The sequence below is a fragment of the Pseudomonas sp. LBUM1678 genome (assembly GCF_059695575.1).
The window spans coordinates 5,792,128-5,810,375 of the sequence record NZ_CP166775.1; the positions used below are offsets into that span (position 1 = coordinate 5,792,128).

Consider the following 18,248-nt stretch of genomic DNA (forward strand, 5'->3'; position numbering starts at 1 on the left):
CAAGCCGGCTCCTACGAGGGTCGCGCAGCTCCCCTCTTGTCGCAAAACAAGAATAAGGAACCGTCATGTTCGATATCAGCACATTCCCCAAAGCCGATGCCGTCCGCCGGGCTGCAAACCTAAGTCAAGACGACTACCACCGCCTCTACCGTCAATCCATCGACCACCCCAGTACCTTCTGGGCCGAGCAAGCCACCCGCTTTCTCGACTGGAGCACGCCATGGGAAACCGTCCAGCGCTATAACCTGAAAACCGGCGAAGCCAGCTGGTTTGCCGGCGGCAAACTGAACGTCAGTTACAACTGCATCGACCGTCACCTGAATACACGCGGCGATCAGGTCGCAATCCTCTGGGAAGGCGACGACCCCGCCGAATCCACACAGATCACCTACAAAAAACTTCATCACAACGTCTGTCGCCTGGCCAACGTGCTCAAAAGCCGTGGCGTGAAAAAGGGCGACCGCGTGTGCATCTACATGCCGATGATTCCCGAAGCGGCCTACGCCATGCTCGCCTGCACTCGGATTGGTGCAGTGCATTCGGTGGTGTTCGGTGGCTTCTCTCCAGACTCTGTGCGCGACCGGATTCTCGACGCCGACTGCCGCACGGTGATCACCGCCGACGAAGGTGTGCGTGGCGGAAAATTTGTGCCGCTCAAACAGAAAGTCGACGAGGCGCTGAAAAGTTGCCCGAACGTCAGCACCGTCATCGTCGTCGAGCGCACTAAGGGCGAAGTGGACTGGGTTGAAGGTCGCGACCTCTGGTATCACCAGGCGCTGCGCGACGTCAGCGACGATTGCCCGCCAGAACCCATGGACGCCGAAGACCCGCTGTTCATCCTCTACACCTCCGGCAGCACCGGTAAACCCAAGGGCGTGCTGCACACCACCGGCGGCTATCTGCTGCAAGCGGCAATGACCTTCAAGTACGTGCTCGACTACCGCGATGGCGAAGTTTTCTGGTGCACCGCCGACGTCGGCTGGGTCACCGGCCACAGTTACATCGTCTACGGCCCGCTGGCCAACGGCGCGACCACGCTGATCTTCGAAGGCGTGCCGAGCTACCCGAGCAGTTCGCGCTTCTGGCAGGTGATCGACAAACACCACGTCAACATTTTCTACACCGCCCCGACTGCACTGCGCTCGCTGATGCGTGAAGGCCCGGAACCGTTGAAGGAAACGTCGCGCCAGAGCCTCAGATTGCTCGGCAGCGTCGGTGAGCCGATCAACCCGGAAGCGTGGGATTGGTACTTCAACGTCGTCGGCGAGCAGCGTTGCCCGATTGTCGATACCTGGTGGCAGACCGAAACCGGCGGCATCATGCTCAGCCCGCTGGTCAGCGCGCAACGGATCAAACCCGGCTGCGCCACCCAACCGATGTTCGGCGTGCAACCGGTGTTGCTGGATGAAACGGGCAAGGAAATAAAAGGCGCCGGTAGCGGCGTACTGGCGATCAAATCCAGCTGGCCGGCGCAGATCCGCAGCGTCTATGGCGACCCGCAACGCATGGTCGACACCTACTTCAAGCCCTACCCCGGCTATTACTTCACCGGCGACGGCGCGCGGCGCGACGAGGATGGCGATTACTGGATCACCGGGCGCATCGACGACGTGATCAATGTCTCCGGGCATCGCATCGGTACTGCGGAAGTAGAAAGTTCGCTGGTGCTGCACGACAGCATCGCCGAAGCAGCGGTGGTCGGTTATCCCCACGACGTCAAAGGCCAGGGCATCTATGCCTTCGTCACACCCATGAACGGCACTGAGGCCAATGACGAACTGAAGAAAGAATTGCTGGCCCACGTCAGCAAGGAAATCGGCAGCTTCGCCAAACCGGACCTGATCCAGTGGGCCCCGGCCTTGCCGAAAACCCGTTCGGGCAAGATCATGCGGCGCATCCTGCGCAAGATCGCCTGCAACGAACTGGACAGTCTGGGGGACACCTCGACCCTGGCAGATCCAAGCGTGGTGCAAGAGTTGGTCGATAAACGCCTGAACCAGTAACACGCTTAACAGCATCGCGAGCAGGCTCACTCCCACTGATCATTCCTACACTCCGCGTGGGAACGATCAGTGACAGAGCACCTCGGTTCCCTGCCAAGCTGTTAAACTCCCGCGCCAAATTACCTCCTGCAAGGCGCCCAGCATGTCTTCCTTGAATCAGGCGCTGCGCGCCGCCCTCGATCATCGCCAAGACCTGCTCGCCGAGCTGCATCAGCAAGGCACCGATTGCTATCGCCTGTTCCACGGCAGCCAGGAAGGCGCCGGCGGCCTGACCATCGACCGCTACGGCCCGCAACTGCTGGTGCAAAGCTTCCACCAGGCGCTGGAGCGTGATGCGCTGCTGCAACTGCACGAAACCATCAATCAACACCTGGGCCTCGAAACGCTGCTGGTCTACAACGACCGCTCCCGGGGCAACTCGCGCATCGATCGCGAAGACACCGTTTACCGTGCCGACGAGGCTGCCCTGCAGGATCTGGTCGGCCACGAATGGGGCCTGAACTACCGGGTTCGCGGACGCCACGCCGGTCAGGACCCGCTGCTGTTCCTCGACCTGCGTAACACCCGCGGCTGGGTCAAGGAACACAGCAAAAACAAAAGCGTGCTCAACCTGTTCGCCTACACCTGTGGCGTCGGTTTAAGCGCTGCAGCCGGCGGGGCGAGCGAGGTGTGCAACCTGGATTTCGCCGAGGGCAATCTGGCAGTCGGCCGCGAGAATGGCCTGCTCAATCCGCAGCTGCCAGCCATGCATTTCATCCAGTCCGATTACTTCCCTGCCATCCGCCAACTGGCGGGCCTGCCGATCAGTCAGCGGCGCGGGCAGAAACTGCCGAGTTACCCACGTCTTGAACAGCGTCAGTACGACCTGGTGCTGCTCGATCCGCCGGCCTGGGCCAAGAGCGCGTTTGGCACGGTGGACCTGCTGCGCGACTACCAGAGCCTGCTCAAACCCGCGTTGCTGACCACCGCCGACAACGGCGTGCTGATCTGCTGCAACAACCTGGCAAAGGTCAGCATGGACGATTGGCGCGAACAGGTTTTGCGTTGCGCGGAGAAGGCCGGGCGACCGGTGCGTGAGTGGACCGTGATGAAACCGGGTGGCGATTTCCCGTCGCTGGATCAACAGCCGCCGCTGAAAACGTTGATTCTGCAACTCTGATCACGCAGGAAATTTCCTACGCTGTTTTCTGAAAAAGCAGAACAGTGCGATCACTTCGGAACCGGATTCGCGTGCCATACTCCAACGCACTCCGATTCAGACAGATGAAGCCGCACATGCCCAAAGGATTGATTCGCGCTATTGGCGCATTGTTGACTGCTCTGGCCCTTTACAGCCTGCTGGGGTTTCTGATTTTACCGGGCATCGCGTTGCGGGTCGCCAACCAGCAATTGGCCAATTACGCCACGATGCCCGCCACGATTTCGCGGATCGAACTCAACCCTTTTAGCCTGGAAGTGACCCTCTGGGGCCTGATCATCGGCGAACCGGGCAAGGAGCAGGTCGGTTTTGAACGCCTGTACGCCAACTTGCAGCTCGACAGCCTGTGGACCAAGGCGCTGCACCTGTCCGATATCGAAATAGACAAACCCAAGACCGAAATCCTGTTTGGCAAGGACGGCAAACTTAATCTGCTTGGCCTGTTCAAAATCCCCGCCAGTGCACCGACCCCGGCCGACCCGGACGCCAAACCGTTTCCGTTGCGCGTGGACCGGATCAAACTGGCGGGCGGTAATGTGCATTTCCTGGATGCGCGCCCCAGCGAACCCATTGAGTTCCTCTACGACAAGCTGGATTTTGAACTGAAGAACCTCAGCACCCTGCCCGAAGACAGTGCCGACATGACGTTGGTGGCCGTCGGCCCGGCAGGCGGGCAGATCGACTGGACCGGCAATTTCAGCCTGATCCCGATTGCCTCCGAAGGTAAGTTGAAGATCACCGACGGCAAGATGAAAGCCTTTTGGCCCTATGTGCGTGACGCGTTGCCACTGGCGCTCAAAGAAGGCGTCATCAACCTCAGCACCGACTACAAACTCAACTTATCCAAAGAAACCGAACTGCTGCTGAGCAATGTCGCGGTCAGCATCGCGCCATTCGCCGTCAACACACCGGACGGTCGTCCACTGGCAAAGCTTGCGCGACTGGACATCAGCGACACCACCGTGGACCTGGCCAAGCAGCAAGTGATAGTCGGCAAGATCCGCAGCCAAAAGCTAGAAACCTGGGCTGCCCTCGAAGCCGATGGGCAACTCGACTGGCAAAAGCTGTTTGCCAGCCAACCGTCCAAAGCCGCCGTGAAGGCTAAAGCCGAACCGACCAACACGCCGGCAGCCGCTGACTCACCAAAAGCTGAACCGGCCCCGCCAAGCAAACCCTGGCAAGTGCTGCTCAAGGACGTGCAACTGCGCGATTACCAAGTGCATCTTGCCGATCGCAAAGCGCAACCAGCCGTGGCGTTGGACATCGGCCCTCTGAACCTAGACTTGCAGAATTTCGACAGCCTGAACGGCTCGCCTTTCAACCTCAAGCTCGACACCGGCGTGGGCAAACAAGGCAAGCTCATGGCTGACGGCGTGGTCAATCTGGCACCGGTCAGTGCCAAATTGAATGTGCAGACCAAGGACATCGACCTGCGTGTCGCCCAGTCCTACATCAACCCGTTCATTCGCCTGGAACTGCGCAGCGGCATGCTCGGCAGTAATCTGGCGGTCGATCTGAAAAGCACCGAGCCATTGGCGTTCAGCGTCACCGGTAAAGCGCAGGTCGATCAACTGCATACCCTCGACACCCTCAAGACCCGCGACTTCCTCAAGTGGCAGCAGTTGGTGCTCGAAGGCCTGAACTACCAACACGGCGACAGCTTGTCGATCGACAAGGTCAACCTGTTCCAGCCTTACGTGCGTTTCATGATCAACGATGACCGCACCACCAACATCGATGACCTGCTGATCCCGCAACCGGCCGACTCCGGCACCAAGACAGCGGCGGCCAAACCCGCCAGCAAGGAAAAACCGCTGGGCATCCACGTTGGCGGCGTTGCCATCAATGACGGTTCGGCGAACTTCGCCGACTTCAGCCTGACCCCGAACTTCGCCACGGCCGTGCAACAGCTCAACGGGCAGATCGGCACCATCGATAGCCGTCAGGCGAAACCGGCCACTGTCGATATCAAAGGTAAAGTCGACCGCTACGCGCCAGTGACCATCAAGGGATCGGTCAACCCGTTCGACCCGATGTCCAGCCTCGACATCGCCACCAGTTTCAAACGCGTGGAACTGACCACGCTGACGCCCTACTCCGGCAAGTTCGCCGGTTACCGCATCCGCAAGGGTCGGCTCAATCTCGACCTGCATTACATCATCACCAAGGGCCAGCTCAGGGCCGAAAACAAAGTGGTGGTCGAGCAACTGCAGCTGGGTGAAAAAGTCGACAGCCCGGACGCTGTAAGCCTGCCGCTTAAACTGGCGATCGCTTTGCTCAAGGACGTCGACGGCAAGATTTCCATCGAACTGCCGGTAACCGGCGACTTGAACAACCCGCAGTTCAGCGTCATGCCGATTGTCTGGCAAACCCTGCGCAACCTGATCGTCAAAGCCGCGGCCGCACCGTTCAAAATGATTGGCGGGCTGATCAGTGGCGGTGGTTCGCAAGATTTGGGCACTGTCTCGTTTGCACCAGGTTCAAGCGAGCTGAGCAAGGACGCCGAGGGTTCGTTGATCAAACTGTCCCAGGCGCTCAAGGAACGTCCTGCCCTGCGCCTGGAAATCGAAGGCACGGCGGCCGCCAGCAGCGACGGCCCGCTGATTGCCGAGCAACGGCTTGAACGCGAATATCAGTACAACTACTACAAAATGCTCCAGCGGCGCGGTGACAAGGTTCCGGCCCAGGCTTCATTGCTGCAAGTGCCGGACGGTGAGAAAGGTCCGCTGCTGGAAGGGATCTACCGCACGCGCCTGAAGAATCAGCCACCTGCTGAATGGAAGGATCTGGGCAAGGAAGAACGCACCGCAAAAATGCGCGCAGACGTGATCAAGTTCTGGAGTTCCAGCGATGTGCTGTTGCGCCAGCTCGGTCAGGAACGCGCCAGCAGCATCAAGGATTACCTGGTGGACAAGACGCAGATGGCCGACGACCGTGTCTACTTCATCGACGCCCAACTGGGCGAGGCGGAAGGTGACGGTCGAGTGGTGACACCGATGCACCTGGATGCCGAGTGATGATCAGACGATTGCTGATCAGCCTGACTCTGGCACTCGCGTCCAGTCAGGCCTCGGCGGCTGATACCCTGCGTTGCGGCAGTCAATTGGTCAGCGTCGGCGACCGCTCCAGCGAAGTGCAGCAGAAGTGCGGTGAACCGGTCAGCCGCGATCTGCTTGGGTACAAACGCAGCGCCAACCGACGGGAAGAGTTCCAGGTCGAGGAATGGACCTACGGGCCCAATGGCGGGATGTATCAGTATTTGCGGTTTGAGGGTAATCGGCTGAAACAGATCACCAGCAAGCGCGGTAACTGAACCCACGATCCAAAGTGGGCACATTCAAAAAATGTGGGAGTGAGCCTGCTCTGGATAGCGGTGTGTCATTCAGCATTGAGGTTGCTGACACACCGCTATCGCGAGCAGGCTCACTCCCGCATTGGTTTTTGTGGTGCCCACAATAGAACAGGCCCCCGACACGAATGTCGGAGGCCTGTAATGGCCACATCCTTGTGGCCTTTCGCATGAACTCTCCAGAGACGACAAGCGTATTGCTCAGCCCGCTTGTCGCGCCTTCTCCCAGTCCAGGCGAGAAGTCTTGCCTTACTCGGCTTTCAGGCCGGCAGCGGATACGTCTTTAACGCCTTTGATTTTCTTTGCGATAGCCACTGCGACGTCTTTCTGAGATTCAGTCACGGCAGTGGTGGAAGACAGGGAAACAACACCTTTGTTGGTTTCAACTTTGATGTCAGTGCCAGGAATGCCTTTCTCGGTAACCAGGTCTGCTTTGACTTTGGTGGTGATCCAGGTATCGGAGACATCTGCTTTTGCTTCGGTGACTTCACCGGCAGCCAGGACCATTGGAGCCTGGGTCGCCTGGGTTTGTGCGAATGCAGCGTTGGCCATGGTCAGGGTCAGCGCGGTAGCAGTAGCGGCAGCGATAGCGAACTTCTTCATACGAGTAACTCCTGTTTTTCTAGAAAGTCTGCTGCGTGTCTTGTCAGCAGGGTTACTGGGTATATTGCGAACGCTGTGCCAACTTTGAGACAGATAATAAATCGTTATAAATCAGTATCTTAGTAAAAACGTCGATTTTCGGAATCATGCAAAATGCAAGACTTCGAGATTCTCTACATGCAAGTTGCAGGTTTTGACGTGGGCCTAAGGCCATGAATTGTCGGGGTTTTCTTTCTTTGGCCTGGTTTTACTTTCTGACCGGCAAAAAAATGCCCCGTCTCTGCAGACAGGGCACTCATTAAACCGTCGAGAAACTACGTCCCGGTGGCGTTACAACCTTTCGGCGCGTAATCAGGCGCAACCGTGGTGGCGCATGTCCAGCCAGTCAACGTACGCGACAGGGTGATTGTTTTACTCAATACCGGACCGGGCGCATTGAGAATCGTGCAACCGATAGAGCCGGTACCATCGGTCGCGACACCCGCTGCCGTGGTTGTGCAGTTGGAGGTTGTGGCGGTTCCGCCGACCTTCGTCAGATCCGGATTGGTGCCGGAGTTCATAAGGTCCTCAAACGGGACTTTCAACGCTGTGATCTCTGCCAGACCGGCTGTTACCTTGGCTCGCGCCTGATACTTCGAGTAAGCCGGCAACGCAAACGTCGCCAGAATCCCGATGATCGCCACCACGATCAACAGTTCGATCAGGGTAAAACCTTTTTGAGTATTCATAGACAGGCTCCATGCATGAGTCGAAATCTCATGATCTGAGATAGCTTCAGCACAGCCCGTGCCAAGCGCCCCGGCCCCTGTTGGCGGGGTGCGAAGCCAAGGCACAGACCTTTCCTACCCCCAGGATCCGCACTATCTGACACTATTTGTCACCTCACGGCCGCTGGTTTGGCTCAGCTCCTTGACTAGGCTATAAGTCATGAACTGTCTGCGTCCGGTATCCCAATGAATGACATCGCCCTTAGCGGTCTGGCCAAGCAATTGGTCCTGGCCGAACTGCTCACTGACCAAAGCGCGCAACAGGCGTATCAGCAAGCCCAACGCAGTAAAATCTCCCTGGTCAGTTACCTGGTGCAGAACAAACTGGTGAAGAGCCGACAGGTTGCCGAGATTGCTTCGGAGCATTTCGGCATGGCGCTGCTTGACCTCAGTTGCCTGGACAAGGACACCCAACCCCGAGGGCTGGTCAGCGAGAAACTGATTCGTCAGCACCACGTCCTGCCCCTCTGGCGACGCGGCAACAAGCTGTTCGTGGGGATTAGCGACCCGACCAATCACCAAGCCATCAACGACATCCAGTTCAGCACCGGGCTGAACACCGAAGCTATTCTGGTGGAGGACGACAAACTCAGCGACGCCATCGAGAAATTCTTCGACAGCCATTCCACCGGCCTGGAAGACATGGCTGATGTTGACCTCGACGGGCTGGACATCGAGTCGGTCGATGACAACAAAAAGGACTCCATCGCCGGCCAGGACGCCGATGACGCGCCAGTGGTGCGCTTCGTTCACAAGATGTTGCTCGACGCGATCAAAAGCGGTTCGTCCGACCTGCATTTCGAGCCCTACGAGAAAACCTACCGGGTGCGGATGCGCACCGACGGCATGCTGCGAGAAGTCGCCAAGCCACCGAGCCAACTGGCCAACCGCATCGCGGCGCGGCTGAAAGTCATGGCCAGCCTCGACATCTCCGAGCGGCGCAAACCTCAGGACGGGCGGATCAAGATGCGCCTGTCCAAGACCAAGTCCATCGACTTTCGGGTCAACACCCTGCCGACCCTGTGGGGCGAAAAAGTAGTGATCCGTATCCTCGACCCGTCCAGCGCGCAAATGGGCATCGACGCCCTCGGCTACGAGCCTGAACAGAAAGACTTGTACATGGCCGCGCTGAAGCAGCCACAGGGAATGATCCTGGTCACCGGGCCCACCGGTTCGGGCAAGACCGTGTCGCTCTACACCGGGCTGAATATCCTCAACACCGTGGACATCAACATTTCCACCGCCGAAGACCCGGTGGAAATCAATATGGAAGGCATCAACCAGGTCAACGTCAATCCCAAGCAAGGGCTGGATTTCGCCCAGGCGTTGCGCTCGTTTCTGCGTCAGGACCCGGACGTGATCATGGTCGGCGAAATCCGCGACCTCGAAACCGCCGAAATCGCCATCAAGGCCGCCCAGACCGGGCACATGGTGCTTTCCACCCTGCACACCAACAGCGCCGCGGAAACCCTGACCCGCTTGCACAATATGGGTATTCAGGGCTTCAACATCGCGACGTCGGTCACCCTGATCATTGCCCAGCGCCTGGCGCGCAAGTTGTGCAACCACTGCAAGAAGCCCATCGAGATTCCCCGCGAAGCGCTGATCAAGGAAGGCTTCCCCGAGGAACGCATCGGCTCGTTCACGATCTATGAGCCGGTCGGTTGCGATCAATGCAACGTCGGGTACAAAGGGCGAGTGGGGATTTATGAAGTGGTGAAGAACACGCCGGACCTGCAGCGGCTGATCATGGCCGAGGGCAATTCACTGGAAATCGATATCCAGATGCGCAAGGACGGTTTCAATGACTTGCGCACCTCGGGCTTGATCAAGGCCATGCAAGGCGTCACGAGCCTTGAAGAAATCAACCGGGTTACCAAGGACTGAACATGGCGGTCAAAGCAGCAAAAATCAGCGTCTACGCCTGGGAAGGCACGGACAGGAAAGGCACAAAGATGACCGGCGAGTTGAGCGGCCTCAACCCGGCGCTGATCAAGGCCCAATTGCGCAAACAGGGGGTCAACCCCGGCAAGGTGCGCAAGAAGTCCGCCTCGATTTTCAGCTTCGGCAAACGGATCAAGGCTCAGGAAATCGCCCTGTTTACCCGGCAGATGGCGACGATGATGAAAGCCGGTGTGCCACTGTTGCAGTCGTTCGACATCATCGGCGAAGGCTTCGATAACCCGGCCATGCGCAAACTGGTGGACGAGGTGAAACAGGAAGTCGCGGCGGGCAACAGCTTCGCCGCGTCCTTGCGTAAAAAGCCGCAGTATTTCGATGAGCTGTACTGCAACCTGGTGGACGCGGGTGAGCAGGCCGGCGCTCTGGACACCCTGCTCGAACGGGTGGCGACCTATAAGGAAAAGAGCGAAAGCCTCAAGGCCAAGATCAAGAAAGCCATGACCTACCCGCTGGCCGTCGTCTTCGTGGCGATCATTGTCACCGGGATTCTGCTGGTCAAAGTGGTGCCGCAGTTCGAGTCGGTATTCAAGGGGTTCGGCGCCGAATTGCCGGCCTTCACCGTGATGGTCATCGGCTTGTCAGAGTTCATGCAGGCGTGGTGGTGGATGATGCTTGGCGTGTTGATCGCTGCCATCTTCGGTGCGCGCCACGCCTTCAAAACATCCCAGGCTTTTCGGGACCGGATGGACACCTGGCTGCTGAAACTGCCGCTGATCGGCACGCTGATGTACAAGTCCGCCGTGGCTCGTTACGCCCGAACCCTGTCGACCACGTTCGCCGCCGGCGTGCCACTGGTCGAGGCCCTGGAATCGGTGGCTGGCGCAACCGGCAACATCGTGTTCAAACGTGCGGTGTTGCGCATCAAGCAGGACGTGTCGACCGGTATGCAGTTGAATTTCTCCATGCGCACCTCCGGCATCTTTCCCAGCATGGCGATTCAGCTGACAGCCATTGGTGAAGAATCCGGTGCACTGGACGACATGCTCGATAAGGTCGCGAGTTTCTACGAAGATGAAGTGGACAATATGGTCGACAACCTCACCAGCCTGATGGAGCCGTTCATCATGGTGGTGCTGGGTGTTATTGTCGGTGGCCTGGTGGTGGCGATGTACCTGCCCATCTTCCAACTCGGCGCAGCGATCTGACATGCCCTTGAACGACATCTTGACCCTCTATCCGCTGGTCTTCGTGGTCATCGCATTGGCGGTCGGCCTGCTAATCGGCAGTTTTCTCAACGTGGTGGTCTGGCGCCTGCCGAAAATGCTCCACCGTGAATGGCGGCTGCAAGCCCATGACGTGCTGGGCGTACCGCCCGAAGCGCCGGGCCCGGCCTACAACCTGATGCTGCCTCACTCCCAGTGCCCGCATTGCGACCATCGAATCCGCGCCTGGGAAAACATTCCGCTGCTCAGTTATCTGTTTTTACGGGGGCGATGCTCCAACTGCGCCGCGCCCATCAGCAAGCGCTATCCGCTGACCGAGCTGGCCTGTGGTCTGCTCTCGGCGTTTATCGCCTGGCATTTCGGTTTCGGCTGGCAAGCCTGCCTGGTGCTGATGCTGACCTGGGGTTTGCTGGCGATGAGTCTGATCGACGCCGAGCACCAACTGCTGCCGGATGTGCTGGTGCTGCCGCTGCTGTGGCTGGGGTTGATCGCCAACAGTTTCGGGCTGTTCGTGTCATTGCATGACGCGCTGTGGGGCGCAGTGGCCGGTTACATGACGTTGTGGTCGGTGTTCTGGCTGTTCAAGCTGCTCACCGGCAAGGACGGCATCGGCCACGGCGATTTCAAGCTGCTGGCCATGCTCGGGGCCTGGGGCGGCTGGCAAATGTTGCCGCTGACAATCCTCTTGTCATCGCTCGTGGGGGCGATCATCGGGGTGATTTTGCTGCGCCTGCGCAACGCGAAAACCTCGACACCGATCCCCTTCGGACCCTTTCTGGCAATTGCCGGCTGGATTGCCTTGCTCTGGGGTGGTCAAATAACCGGCTTCTATTGGCAGTTTGTCGGTTTGAAATGAATACCCCTGTGGAAAAACCCTGGATTCTCGGCCTGACCGGCGGCATCGGCAGCGGCAAAAGCGCGGCGGCCCAGCATTTCATCGACCTCGGTGTGCACGCAGTGGACGCCGATCATGCGGCGCGCTGGGTGGTGGAGCCCGGGCGCCCTGCGCTGGCAACGATCGCCGAACATTTCGGCCCCGGCGTGTTGCACGCCGACGGGCAACTGGATCGCGCAGCGCTACGACAGCTGATCTTCGAAGTGCCGGAGGAACGCCGCTGGCTCGAAGCGTTGCTGCATCCGCTGATCGCCAAGGAAATCACCGATCATCTGGCCAAGGCACAATCGCCTTACGCGATTCTGGTTTCGCCGCTGTTGATCGAGTCCGGCCAGTACGCCATGACCCAGCGGGTCCTGGTGATCGATGCTCCGGAACAGCTACAGATCGAACGCACCTTGCAGCGTGACCAGACCAGCGAGCAACAGGTCCAGGCGATCCTCAAGGCGCAATCCAGCCGCCAGGACCGCGTGAGCCACGCCGACGATGTGGTGGTCAACGACCGCGACCTCGCCTGGCTGCACAGCGAGGTCGAACGCCTGCATCACTTTTACCTTACTTTGCGTGGAGGCCAGTCATGAGCCAGATCCCAACCGTCGAATGCCCAACTTGCGGCGCCCCCGTTGAATTTAGCCCGGAGAGCACATTCCGGCCGTTCTGTTCGGACCGTTGCAAACTGATCGACCTGGGCGCCTGGGCGTCGGAAGAACACAAGATTCCGGTCAGCCCGGATGCCGAAGACGACCTGTTCAGCGAAGACTTCGAACCGCGACACTGACACTCAGGGCCGCATAAAGCCGTAGTCCTGGCCTTCATCGAGGTTTTGCGCGAGAAAACGCAACTCGTCGGCCAGGTCTTCGGCACTGCGCACAGCCTTGCTCTGCTGCACCACCGCGCTCAGCAAGGCGCGCAAGCTCAACCCCGGATCAAACCCCACTTCCTGCGCGCCATCCAGACTCTGACGCAACTCCTGCCTTGCCCATTCGTAGACACTCATTTCGATGCTCCTGTAGGTTTTCCCGAGCATGGATTCGTGAGCGGTTTTTGCATTTGATGTGGATCAAGAGTTGGGATCGTCGTCCTTCCAGGGCGCCGAAAGGTAGCGTGTGCGATTGAAGGTCTCCAGCCATTCCGGACTGAACACCACCAGCGCGCTGACAATCATTCCGTTGATGAACGCCTCCGGAAAAATGATCAGCCACAGATAACCGACAAAATCCTCAAGCCAATAGGGCATGGCAAAACGTTCGTCAAACCAGAGCAACGTCAGCGCCAACACCAGGCACAACAACGCCGAGAGGGCCGCGGCAAAGAAACCGGAAACAAAGATGTACACAAAGGGATTACGCGGCTGCGCTCGCTCTACCAGGATCGCGCAGCACTCGGTGACCAGCACCGGCAGCAGGATAAACAGTGCGCCGTTGACCCCCATTGCCACCAGATCCTGGCGCCCGAGCAGCACCAACCCCGCTTGCGCGACCAGCCCGCCGACAATCGCCAGCGGCCAGTCGAGCAGCAGGGTCACGGCGGTCATGCCGAGAAAGTGGTAGGACACGCCGGTATCGAAGTCGCGTCGCACCAGCCAGAGCATGAACAACGCGAACACCGTGCCGAACAACAGATGCTGGCGGCGTCTGTCGCTGAACAGTTCGACCCACGGTGCTCGGGCAACGGCCCAGATCAGCACCGGAACATAGATCAACCAGCCCGCAACGAGGGTTTCAGGCGACAGTAACTCGGCGCCGATCATGGGTGAACCTTCGCCAGTCCCTGGGCCCCTGTAAGCGCAAGATCGGGCGATAACACTGTTCTATATTTCACGCTGCTCCCCTCCTGACCTCCCTCAGTCTACACCGGCGGTTCTGACTGCCCATATCGCTCGCAAATACCCGTCCCGACGACCAATGGTGATTTATTGCCTAGACTCCTTTTGTCCATCGTGCAGATGCAGTTCAGACATCAACTGCACGTAATAACAACAAGGGGAACATCTGAATGCTCAAGTCATTGTGGAACGCAGTTGCCTGCACACTCGCGCTGGGCGTGTCGAACCTCGCGCTGGCAGCTGATCCAATCATTATCAAGTTTTCCCATGTCGTCGCCGAACAGACGCCCAAAGGCCAAGGCGCCCTGCTGTTCAAGACGCTGGTTGAAGAACGTCTGGCGGGCAAGGTCAAGGTAGAGGTTTATCCGAACTCTGCGCTGTTTGGCGATGGCAAGGAAATGGAGGCGCTGCTGTTAGGCGATGTGCAGATGATTGCGCCGTCGCTGGCCAAATTCGAACAGTACACACCCAAGTTACAGCTATTTGATTTGCCCTTCCTGTTCAACGACATCTCGGCAGTTGACCGCTTCCAGCGAAGCCCTGAAGGCCAGGAACTTCTCAAGTCCATGGAAAGCAAAAACATCACCGGACTTGCCTATTGGCATAACGGCATGAAGCAGCTGTCCGCCAACAAGGCGCTGCGTGAACCGGGCGATGCCCGCGGTTTGAAATTCCGTGTGCAGGCCTCGGCCGTGCTCGAAGAGCAATTCAAGGCAGTGAAAGCCAACCCTCGCAAGTTGAGCTTCGCCGAGGTGTACCAGAGCTTGCAGACCGGTGTCGTCAATGGCGCGGAAAACCCTTACTCGAACATTTACAGCCAGAAAATGTACGAAGTGCAAAAGTTCATTACCGAGTCCGACCATGGCTTGCTGGATTACATGTTGATCACCAACACCAAGTTCTGGACTGGTCTGCCGCCGGATGTGAAAGCCGAACTGGACAAAATCATTGTCGAGGTCACCACCCAGGTGAACCAAAAGGCAGAGAAACTGAACCAGGATGACAAACAGCGCATCATCGACGCCAAAACCACCGAAATCATCACGCTGACCCCGGAACAACGTGGCAAGTGGCGAGACGCAATGAAGCCGGTCTGGACGAAGTTCGAAGGTGCTATCGGTGCCGACCTGATCAAGGCTGCCGACGCCTCAAACCAGGCTCAGTAGTCTGCCAAGGGGGCTGCCAAGGGGCGCTGCCCGAGAAGGCGGCCCTGTTTCATAGTCGTCACTCGATCAGGAGATGCCACTCATGAATGCCTTGCGGCGCATCTGGGACCACTTTGAAGAAGGCTTCATTGTTTTCCTGCTGGCGGCGATGACGCTGGTGACGTTCGTTTACGTCATCCTGAACAACCTCTATAGCGTTTTCTACAGCTTTGCCGACGCTTGGCCGAGCGCCAGTGAACCGTTATTCGCGATTGGCGACAGCGTCATGGGGATGGCCCAGGCGATGACGTGGAGCATTTCGCTGACCAAAGCCCTGTTTGCCTGGCTGATCTTTTTTGGCTTGTCCTATGGGGTGCGAACGGCCGGGCATATCGGTGTCGATGCCTTGGTGAAACTGGCCAGCAAACCGGCCCAGCGAATCATCGGCATCATTGCCTGCCTTTGCAGCCTGGCCTATGCAGGCCTGCTCGGCGTCGCCAGTTTCGAATGGATTCAAACCTTGTTCATCGCCGAAATCGGCGCCGAAGACCTCGGCCATTACGGCGTCAAGCAATGGCACATCGGGCTGATAGTGCCCGTGGGCTTTGCCTTGGTATTCATCCGTTTTGCCGAAATCCTGGTACGCATCGTGCAAAACCGCCAAACGGGCCTGGGCCTGGCCGATGAGGCCGCGGATGTGTTGAAACTCACCGAGCATGAGGACGACAAGAAATGACCATTCTTTTCCTCTTTGTTGCTCTGTTCGTGCTGATGTTTATCGGCGTACCGATCGCCATTTCCCTTGGCTTGGCCGGTTCGCTGACGATCATCCTTTTCAGCCCTGACTCCGTGCGTTCACTGGCCATCAAGTTGTTCGAGACGTCCGAGCACTACACGTTGTTGGCGATCCCGTTCTTTTTGCTGGCCGGCGCCTTCATGACCACGGGCGGTGTGGCACGGCGCTTGATCGATTTTGCCAACGCTTGCGTCGGTCATATTCGCGGCGGCCTGGCCATCGCGGCGGTATTGGCGTGCATGCTGTTCGCTGCGCTGTCCGGCTCAAGCCCTGCCACAGTAGCCGCCGTGGGCTCCATCGCCATCGCGGGCATGGTCCGCTCCGGTTATCCACAGGCGTTCGGTGCCGGTATTGTGTGCAACGCCGGCACGTTGGGCATTCTCATCCCTCCGTCCATCGTGATGGTGGTGTATGCCGCGGCAACCGAAACCTCGGTCGGCAAGCTGTTCATGGCCGGCGTGGTGCCGGGCCTGTTGCTGGGTACTTTCTTGATGATTGCCATCTACATCGTCGCCGTCAGGAAAAACCTGCCCGCCATGCCGCGGGCGACTGTCCGTGAATGGTTGACGGCAGCACGCAAGGCCATCTGGGGCCTGTTGCTCATGGTGATCATCCTGGGCGGCATCTACTCCGGGATGTTCACCCCGACCGAGGCGGCGGCAGTGGCGGCGGTGTACTCGGCATTCGTTGCGCTGTTCGTCTACAAGGACATGACATTCCGTGAAACGCCCAAGGTGCTGCTCGAATCCGCCAAGCTGAGCATCATGCTGATGTTTATCATCGCCAATGCCATGCTCTTCGCCCATGTATTGACCACCGAGCAATTACCCCAACAAATCACCGCCTGGGTCATCGGGGCGGGCCTGACGCCGGTGACATTCCTGCTCGTGGTAAACATCGTGTTGTTGGTGGCGGGGGCGTTCATGGAACCCTCGGCAATCATCCTGATCCTGGCGCCAATCCTGTTCCCGATCGCCATGCAGTTGGGGATCGACCCGATCCACCTGGGCATCATCATGGTGGTGAACCTGGAGATTGGCCTGATTACCCCGCCCGTGGGGCTGAATCTGTTCGTCACCTCGGCGGTGACCGGGATGTCGTTGACTGCCACCATCCGTGCAGCCATGCCTTGGCTGATTATCCTGTTGCTGTTCCTGATATTGATTACCTACGTACCGTGGATTTCTCTGGTCCTGCCGAACTGGCTGGGGATGACGTAAACGGGATGAGTCGTTCCGGGCCGTCAGGCCCAATGCCGTGGATCGTTCATCACCGCCTCGTGCTCCGCGAAGAGCTTGGGTAACTCGGCCTTGAGAAAGTCCACCCAGGTCCGGACCTTGGCATCGAGAAATCGCCGCGACGGGTACAGCGCATACACATTGCGTTCACGGGGACGCCAGGCCGGCAGCAAGCGCAACAAGGTGCCATCGATCAAGGGGCGCGTTGCGGTGTAGAACGGAATCAGGCTGATCCCCATGCCAGCCTCCGATGCCTTGACCATCGACTCGGCGACGTTGCACTGAAAGGTTTTGGCCGGGCTGACGGCATGCTCGCCTTCTTCGTCCTGGAACACCCATTCATCGCTGTACAACGGGTCGAGCATGCGCAGGCATTGATGATCGTTCAGCGCCGTCGGTGTGCGCGGCACACCCCGCCGTTGCAGGTACTCCGGGGAGGCGCAGGGCACGCTGTAAATCTGCCCGATCACCTGGGCGACCAATTGCGAATCGGCCAGTTCATGGGCAATCGAAATCACCACATCGTGCCCGTCTTCCAGTGGATCGGGATTGCGCTGCGACAGGGTCAGCTCGAACACCACATCAGGGTAAAGCTCGCTGTAACGGGCGATCAACGGCGTGATCAGCACGCCCAGCCCGTTCATGCTGTGCACCCGCAGCCGTCCACTTGGCTTGAGATGGGCGCCGCGTGCCTCTGCCGTCGCCTCCTCCATTGATTCGAGTATTTGCCGACTGCGCAGCAGGAAGCGTTCGCCGGCCTCGGTCAGGCTCAATCGCCGGGTGGTGCGTTGCAGCAAGCGTGCTTGCACATGCTGCTCCAGATCCGCCACCAGTCGCGACACTTGCGCGGTCGACAGGTCCAGCGCATCGGCGGCGGCGGTAAAACTGGCGCAGTCCACCACGCGGACGAATACCCGCAAGTTATTGAGCAAATCCATAGGCCCTCCAGGGGCGGTGACTGTTACGTTTCATGTAAGGCTGCATCAGGCGCTGGCCCCTTTATCGGTCGCGGGCAACGACTAGAATTCAGGTATCGGAATCAACACGGAGCACGAAACAATGAAAACCCTGATCAGCCTGTTTCTGACCGTTGTCGCCACCTCGGCCATGGCCGCCGGCAACGAACCAGCGGCCACCCGTTACAACCCGGCACAGCCGCTGGACATCGCCGAAGTGGTTTCAGTGACAGACACCGCCACCGCCTGCGACGTCGTGCCAGCGACCATGGTCTACATCGATCACCAGGGCCAGACTCATCGCGTGACGTATCAAGTGATGGGTAACTGCGTCAGCAGCCTGTGATT

At 58.7% G+C, this 18,248-nt stretch carries 18 protein-coding genes; 13 read left to right on the top strand and 5 right to left on the bottom strand.

Annotation, left to right across the window (positions count from 1 at the left end; translation table 11 throughout):
- The first annotated feature begins 65 nt into the window (after positions 1-65).
- From acs to ACA070_RS26330, 4 genes are all read left to right on the top strand, one after another.
- Positions 66-2,003 (top strand): acetate--CoA ligase, encoded by a 1,938-nt coding sequence (gene acs / locus ACA070_RS26315; protein WP_497448924.1) that lies wholly within the window; start codon positions 66-68, stop codon positions 2,001-2,003.
- A 142-nt stretch (positions 2,004-2,145) separates the two neighbouring features.
- Positions 2,146-3,162 (top strand): class I SAM-dependent rRNA methyltransferase, encoded by a 1,017-nt coding sequence (locus tag ACA070_RS26320; RefSeq protein WP_497448925.1) that lies wholly within the window; start codon positions 2,146-2,148, stop codon positions 3,160-3,162.
- A 104-nt stretch (positions 3,163-3,266) separates the two neighbouring features.
- Positions 3,267-6,218, top strand: coding sequence for a DUF748 domain-containing protein (locus tag ACA070_RS26325; protein ID WP_497448926.1), 2,952 nt, complete (start codon positions 3,267-3,269; stop codon positions 6,216-6,218).
- A complete protein-coding gene (locus tag ACA070_RS26330) occupies positions 6,218-6,514 on the top strand; it encodes a DUF2845 domain-containing protein (protein ID WP_497448927.1) in 297 nt (98 codons plus the stop codon). Before ACA070_RS26325 ends, ACA070_RS26330 begins: the two co-directional genes overlap by 1 nt.
- 285 nt (positions 6,515-6,799) lie before the next feature.
- Here the strand turns inward: ACA070_RS26330 and ACA070_RS26335 are convergent, their stop codons facing one another.
- Positions 6,800-7,153 (bottom strand): BON domain-containing protein, encoded by a 354-nt coding sequence (locus tag ACA070_RS26335; RefSeq protein ID WP_438659568.1) that lies wholly within the window; start codon positions 7,151-7,153, stop codon positions 6,800-6,802.
- Positions 7,154-7,467: 314 nt separating this feature from the next.
- A complete protein-coding gene (locus ACA070_RS26340; RefSeq protein WP_462025353.1) occupies positions 7,468-7,881 on the bottom strand; it encodes a pilin in 414 nt (137 codons plus the stop codon).
- Positions 7,882-8,106: 225 nt separating this feature from the next.
- On the opposite strand from ACA070_RS26340, the gene pilB reads away from it, so the two are divergent.
- Genes pilB through yacG form a run of 5 tightly spaced genes read left to right on the top strand, consistent with a single transcriptional unit; the run spans position 8,107 to position 12,718 of the window.
- A complete protein-coding gene (pilB, locus tag ACA070_RS26345) occupies positions 8,107-9,807 on the top strand; it encodes a type IV-A pilus assembly ATPase PilB (protein ID WP_497448928.1) in 1,701 nt (566 codons plus the stop codon).
- Between the two features lie 2 nt (positions 9,808-9,809).
- Positions 9,810-11,027 (top strand): type II secretion system F family protein, encoded by a 1,218-nt coding sequence (locus tag ACA070_RS26350; protein WP_497448929.1) that lies wholly within the window; start codon positions 9,810-9,812, stop codon positions 11,025-11,027.
- A 1-nt stretch (position 11,028) separates the two neighbouring features.
- Positions 11,029-11,901 (top strand): prepilin peptidase, encoded by an 873-nt coding sequence (locus ACA070_RS26355; RefSeq protein ID WP_497448930.1) that lies wholly within the window; start codon positions 11,029-11,031, stop codon positions 11,899-11,901.
- Positions 11,898-12,521 carry a dephospho-CoA kinase gene (gene coaE / locus ACA070_RS26360; protein ID WP_497448931.1) on the top strand — a complete coding sequence of 208 codons (624 nt, stop codon included), beginning with the start codon at positions 11,898-11,900 and terminating at the stop codon, positions 12,519-12,521. The genes ACA070_RS26355 and coaE overlap by 4 nt, the downstream gene beginning before the upstream one ends.
- Positions 12,518-12,718 carry a DNA gyrase inhibitor YacG gene (gene yacG, locus ACA070_RS26365; RefSeq protein ID WP_461976848.1) on the top strand — a complete coding sequence of 67 codons (201 nt, stop codon included), beginning with the start codon at positions 12,518-12,520 and terminating at the stop codon, positions 12,716-12,718. The genes coaE and yacG overlap by 4 nt, the downstream gene beginning before the upstream one ends.
- Positions 12,719-12,721: 3 nt before the next feature.
- Here yacG and ACA070_RS26370 read toward each other — a convergent pair whose 3' ends face one another.
- Positions 12,722-12,937, bottom strand: coding sequence for a hypothetical protein (locus tag ACA070_RS26370; protein ID WP_497448932.1), 216 nt, complete (start codon positions 12,935-12,937; stop codon positions 12,722-12,724).
- Positions 12,938-13,000: 63 nt separating this feature from the next.
- Positions 13,001-13,690 (bottom strand): energy-coupling factor ABC transporter permease, encoded by a 690-nt coding sequence (locus ACA070_RS26375; protein ID WP_497448933.1) that lies wholly within the window; start codon positions 13,688-13,690, stop codon positions 13,001-13,003.
- Between the two features lie 245 nt (positions 13,691-13,935).
- Between ACA070_RS26375 and ACA070_RS26380 the strand changes: the two genes are divergently transcribed.
- From ACA070_RS26380 to dctM, 3 genes are all read left to right on the top strand, one after another.
- Positions 13,936-14,931, top strand: coding sequence for a TRAP transporter substrate-binding protein (locus tag ACA070_RS26380; protein ID WP_497448934.1), 996 nt, complete (start codon positions 13,936-13,938; stop codon positions 14,929-14,931).
- Positions 14,932-15,013: 82 nt separating this feature from the next.
- Entirely contained in the window at positions 15,014-15,646 is a 633-nt protein-coding gene (locus ACA070_RS26385; RefSeq protein ID WP_497448935.1) for a TRAP transporter small permease, read from the top strand.
- Positions 15,643-16,926: a C4-dicarboxylate TRAP transporter large permease protein DctM gene (gene dctM, locus ACA070_RS26390; protein ID WP_497448936.1), complete on the top strand. Its 1,284-nt coding sequence runs from the start codon at positions 15,643-15,645 to the stop codon at positions 16,924-16,926. Before ACA070_RS26385 ends, dctM begins: the two co-directional genes overlap by 4 nt.
- Positions 16,927-16,949: 23 nt before the next feature.
- On the opposite strand, the gene ACA070_RS26395 is transcribed toward dctM, so the two are convergent.
- A complete protein-coding gene (locus ACA070_RS26395; protein WP_497448937.1) occupies positions 16,950-17,882 on the bottom strand; it encodes a LysR family transcriptional regulator in 933 nt (310 codons plus the stop codon).
- A 121-nt stretch (positions 17,883-18,003) separates the two neighbouring features.
- Between ACA070_RS26395 and ACA070_RS26400 the strand changes: the two genes are divergently transcribed.
- Positions 18,004-18,246 (top strand): DUF2790 domain-containing protein, encoded by a 243-nt coding sequence (locus ACA070_RS26400; RefSeq protein WP_462025347.1) that lies wholly within the window; start codon positions 18,004-18,006, stop codon positions 18,244-18,246.
- Positions 18,247-18,248 lie beyond the last annotated feature (2 nt).

Excerpts from the sequence above, each read along its gene's own strand:
- acs (WP_497448924.1), top strand. The coding sequence starts at position 66 with ATGTTCGATATCAGCACATTCCCCAAAGCCGATGCCGTCCGCCGGGCT.
- ACA070_RS26320 (WP_497448925.1), top strand. The coding sequence starts at position 2,146 with ATGTCTTCCTTGAATCAGGCGCTGCGCGCCGCCCTCGATCATCGCCAA.
- ACA070_RS26325 (WP_497448926.1), top strand. The coding sequence starts at position 3,267 with ATGAAGCCGCACATGCCCAAAGGATTGATTCGCGCTATTGGCGCATTG.
- ACA070_RS26330 (WP_497448927.1), top strand. The coding sequence starts at position 6,218 with ATGATCAGACGATTGCTGATCAGCCTGACTCTGGCACTCGCGTCCAGT.
- ACA070_RS26335 (WP_438659568.1), bottom strand. The coding sequence starts at position 7,153 with ATGAAGAAGTTCGCTATCGCTGCCGCTACTGCTACCGCGCTGACCCTG.
- ACA070_RS26340 (WP_462025353.1), bottom strand. The coding sequence starts at position 7,881 with ATGAATACTCAAAAAGGTTTTACCCTGATCGAACTGTTGATCGTGGTG.
- pilB (WP_497448928.1), top strand. The coding sequence starts at position 8,107 with ATGAATGACATCGCCCTTAGCGGTCTGGCCAAGCAATTGGTCCTGGCC.
- ACA070_RS26350 (WP_497448929.1), top strand. The coding sequence starts at position 9,810 with ATGGCGGTCAAAGCAGCAAAAATCAGCGTCTACGCCTGGGAAGGCACG.
- ACA070_RS26355 (WP_497448930.1), top strand. The coding sequence starts at position 11,029 with ATGCCCTTGAACGACATCTTGACCCTCTATCCGCTGGTCTTCGTGGTC.
- coaE (WP_497448931.1), top strand. The coding sequence starts at position 11,898 with ATGAATACCCCTGTGGAAAAACCCTGGATTCTCGGCCTGACCGGCGGC.
- yacG (WP_461976848.1), top strand. The coding sequence starts at position 12,518 with ATGAGCCAGATCCCAACCGTCGAATGCCCAACTTGCGGCGCCCCCGTT.
- ACA070_RS26370 (WP_497448932.1), bottom strand. The coding sequence starts at position 12,937 with ATGAGTGTCTACGAATGGGCAAGGCAGGAGTTGCGTCAGAGTCTGGAT.
- ACA070_RS26375 (WP_497448933.1), bottom strand. The coding sequence starts at position 13,690 with ATGATCGGCGCCGAGTTACTGTCGCCTGAAACCCTCGTTGCGGGCTGG.
- ACA070_RS26380 (WP_497448934.1), top strand. The coding sequence starts at position 13,936 with ATGCTCAAGTCATTGTGGAACGCAGTTGCCTGCACACTCGCGCTGGGC.
- ACA070_RS26385 (WP_497448935.1), top strand. The coding sequence starts at position 15,014 with ATGAATGCCTTGCGGCGCATCTGGGACCACTTTGAAGAAGGCTTCATT.
- dctM (WP_497448936.1), top strand. The coding sequence starts at position 15,643 with ATGACCATTCTTTTCCTCTTTGTTGCTCTGTTCGTGCTGATGTTTATC.
- ACA070_RS26395 (WP_497448937.1), bottom strand. The coding sequence starts at position 17,882 with ATGGATTTGCTCAATAACTTGCGGGTATTCGTCCGCGTGGTGGACTGC.
- ACA070_RS26400 (WP_462025347.1), top strand. The coding sequence starts at position 18,004 with ATGAAAACCCTGATCAGCCTGTTTCTGACCGTTGTCGCCACCTCGGCC.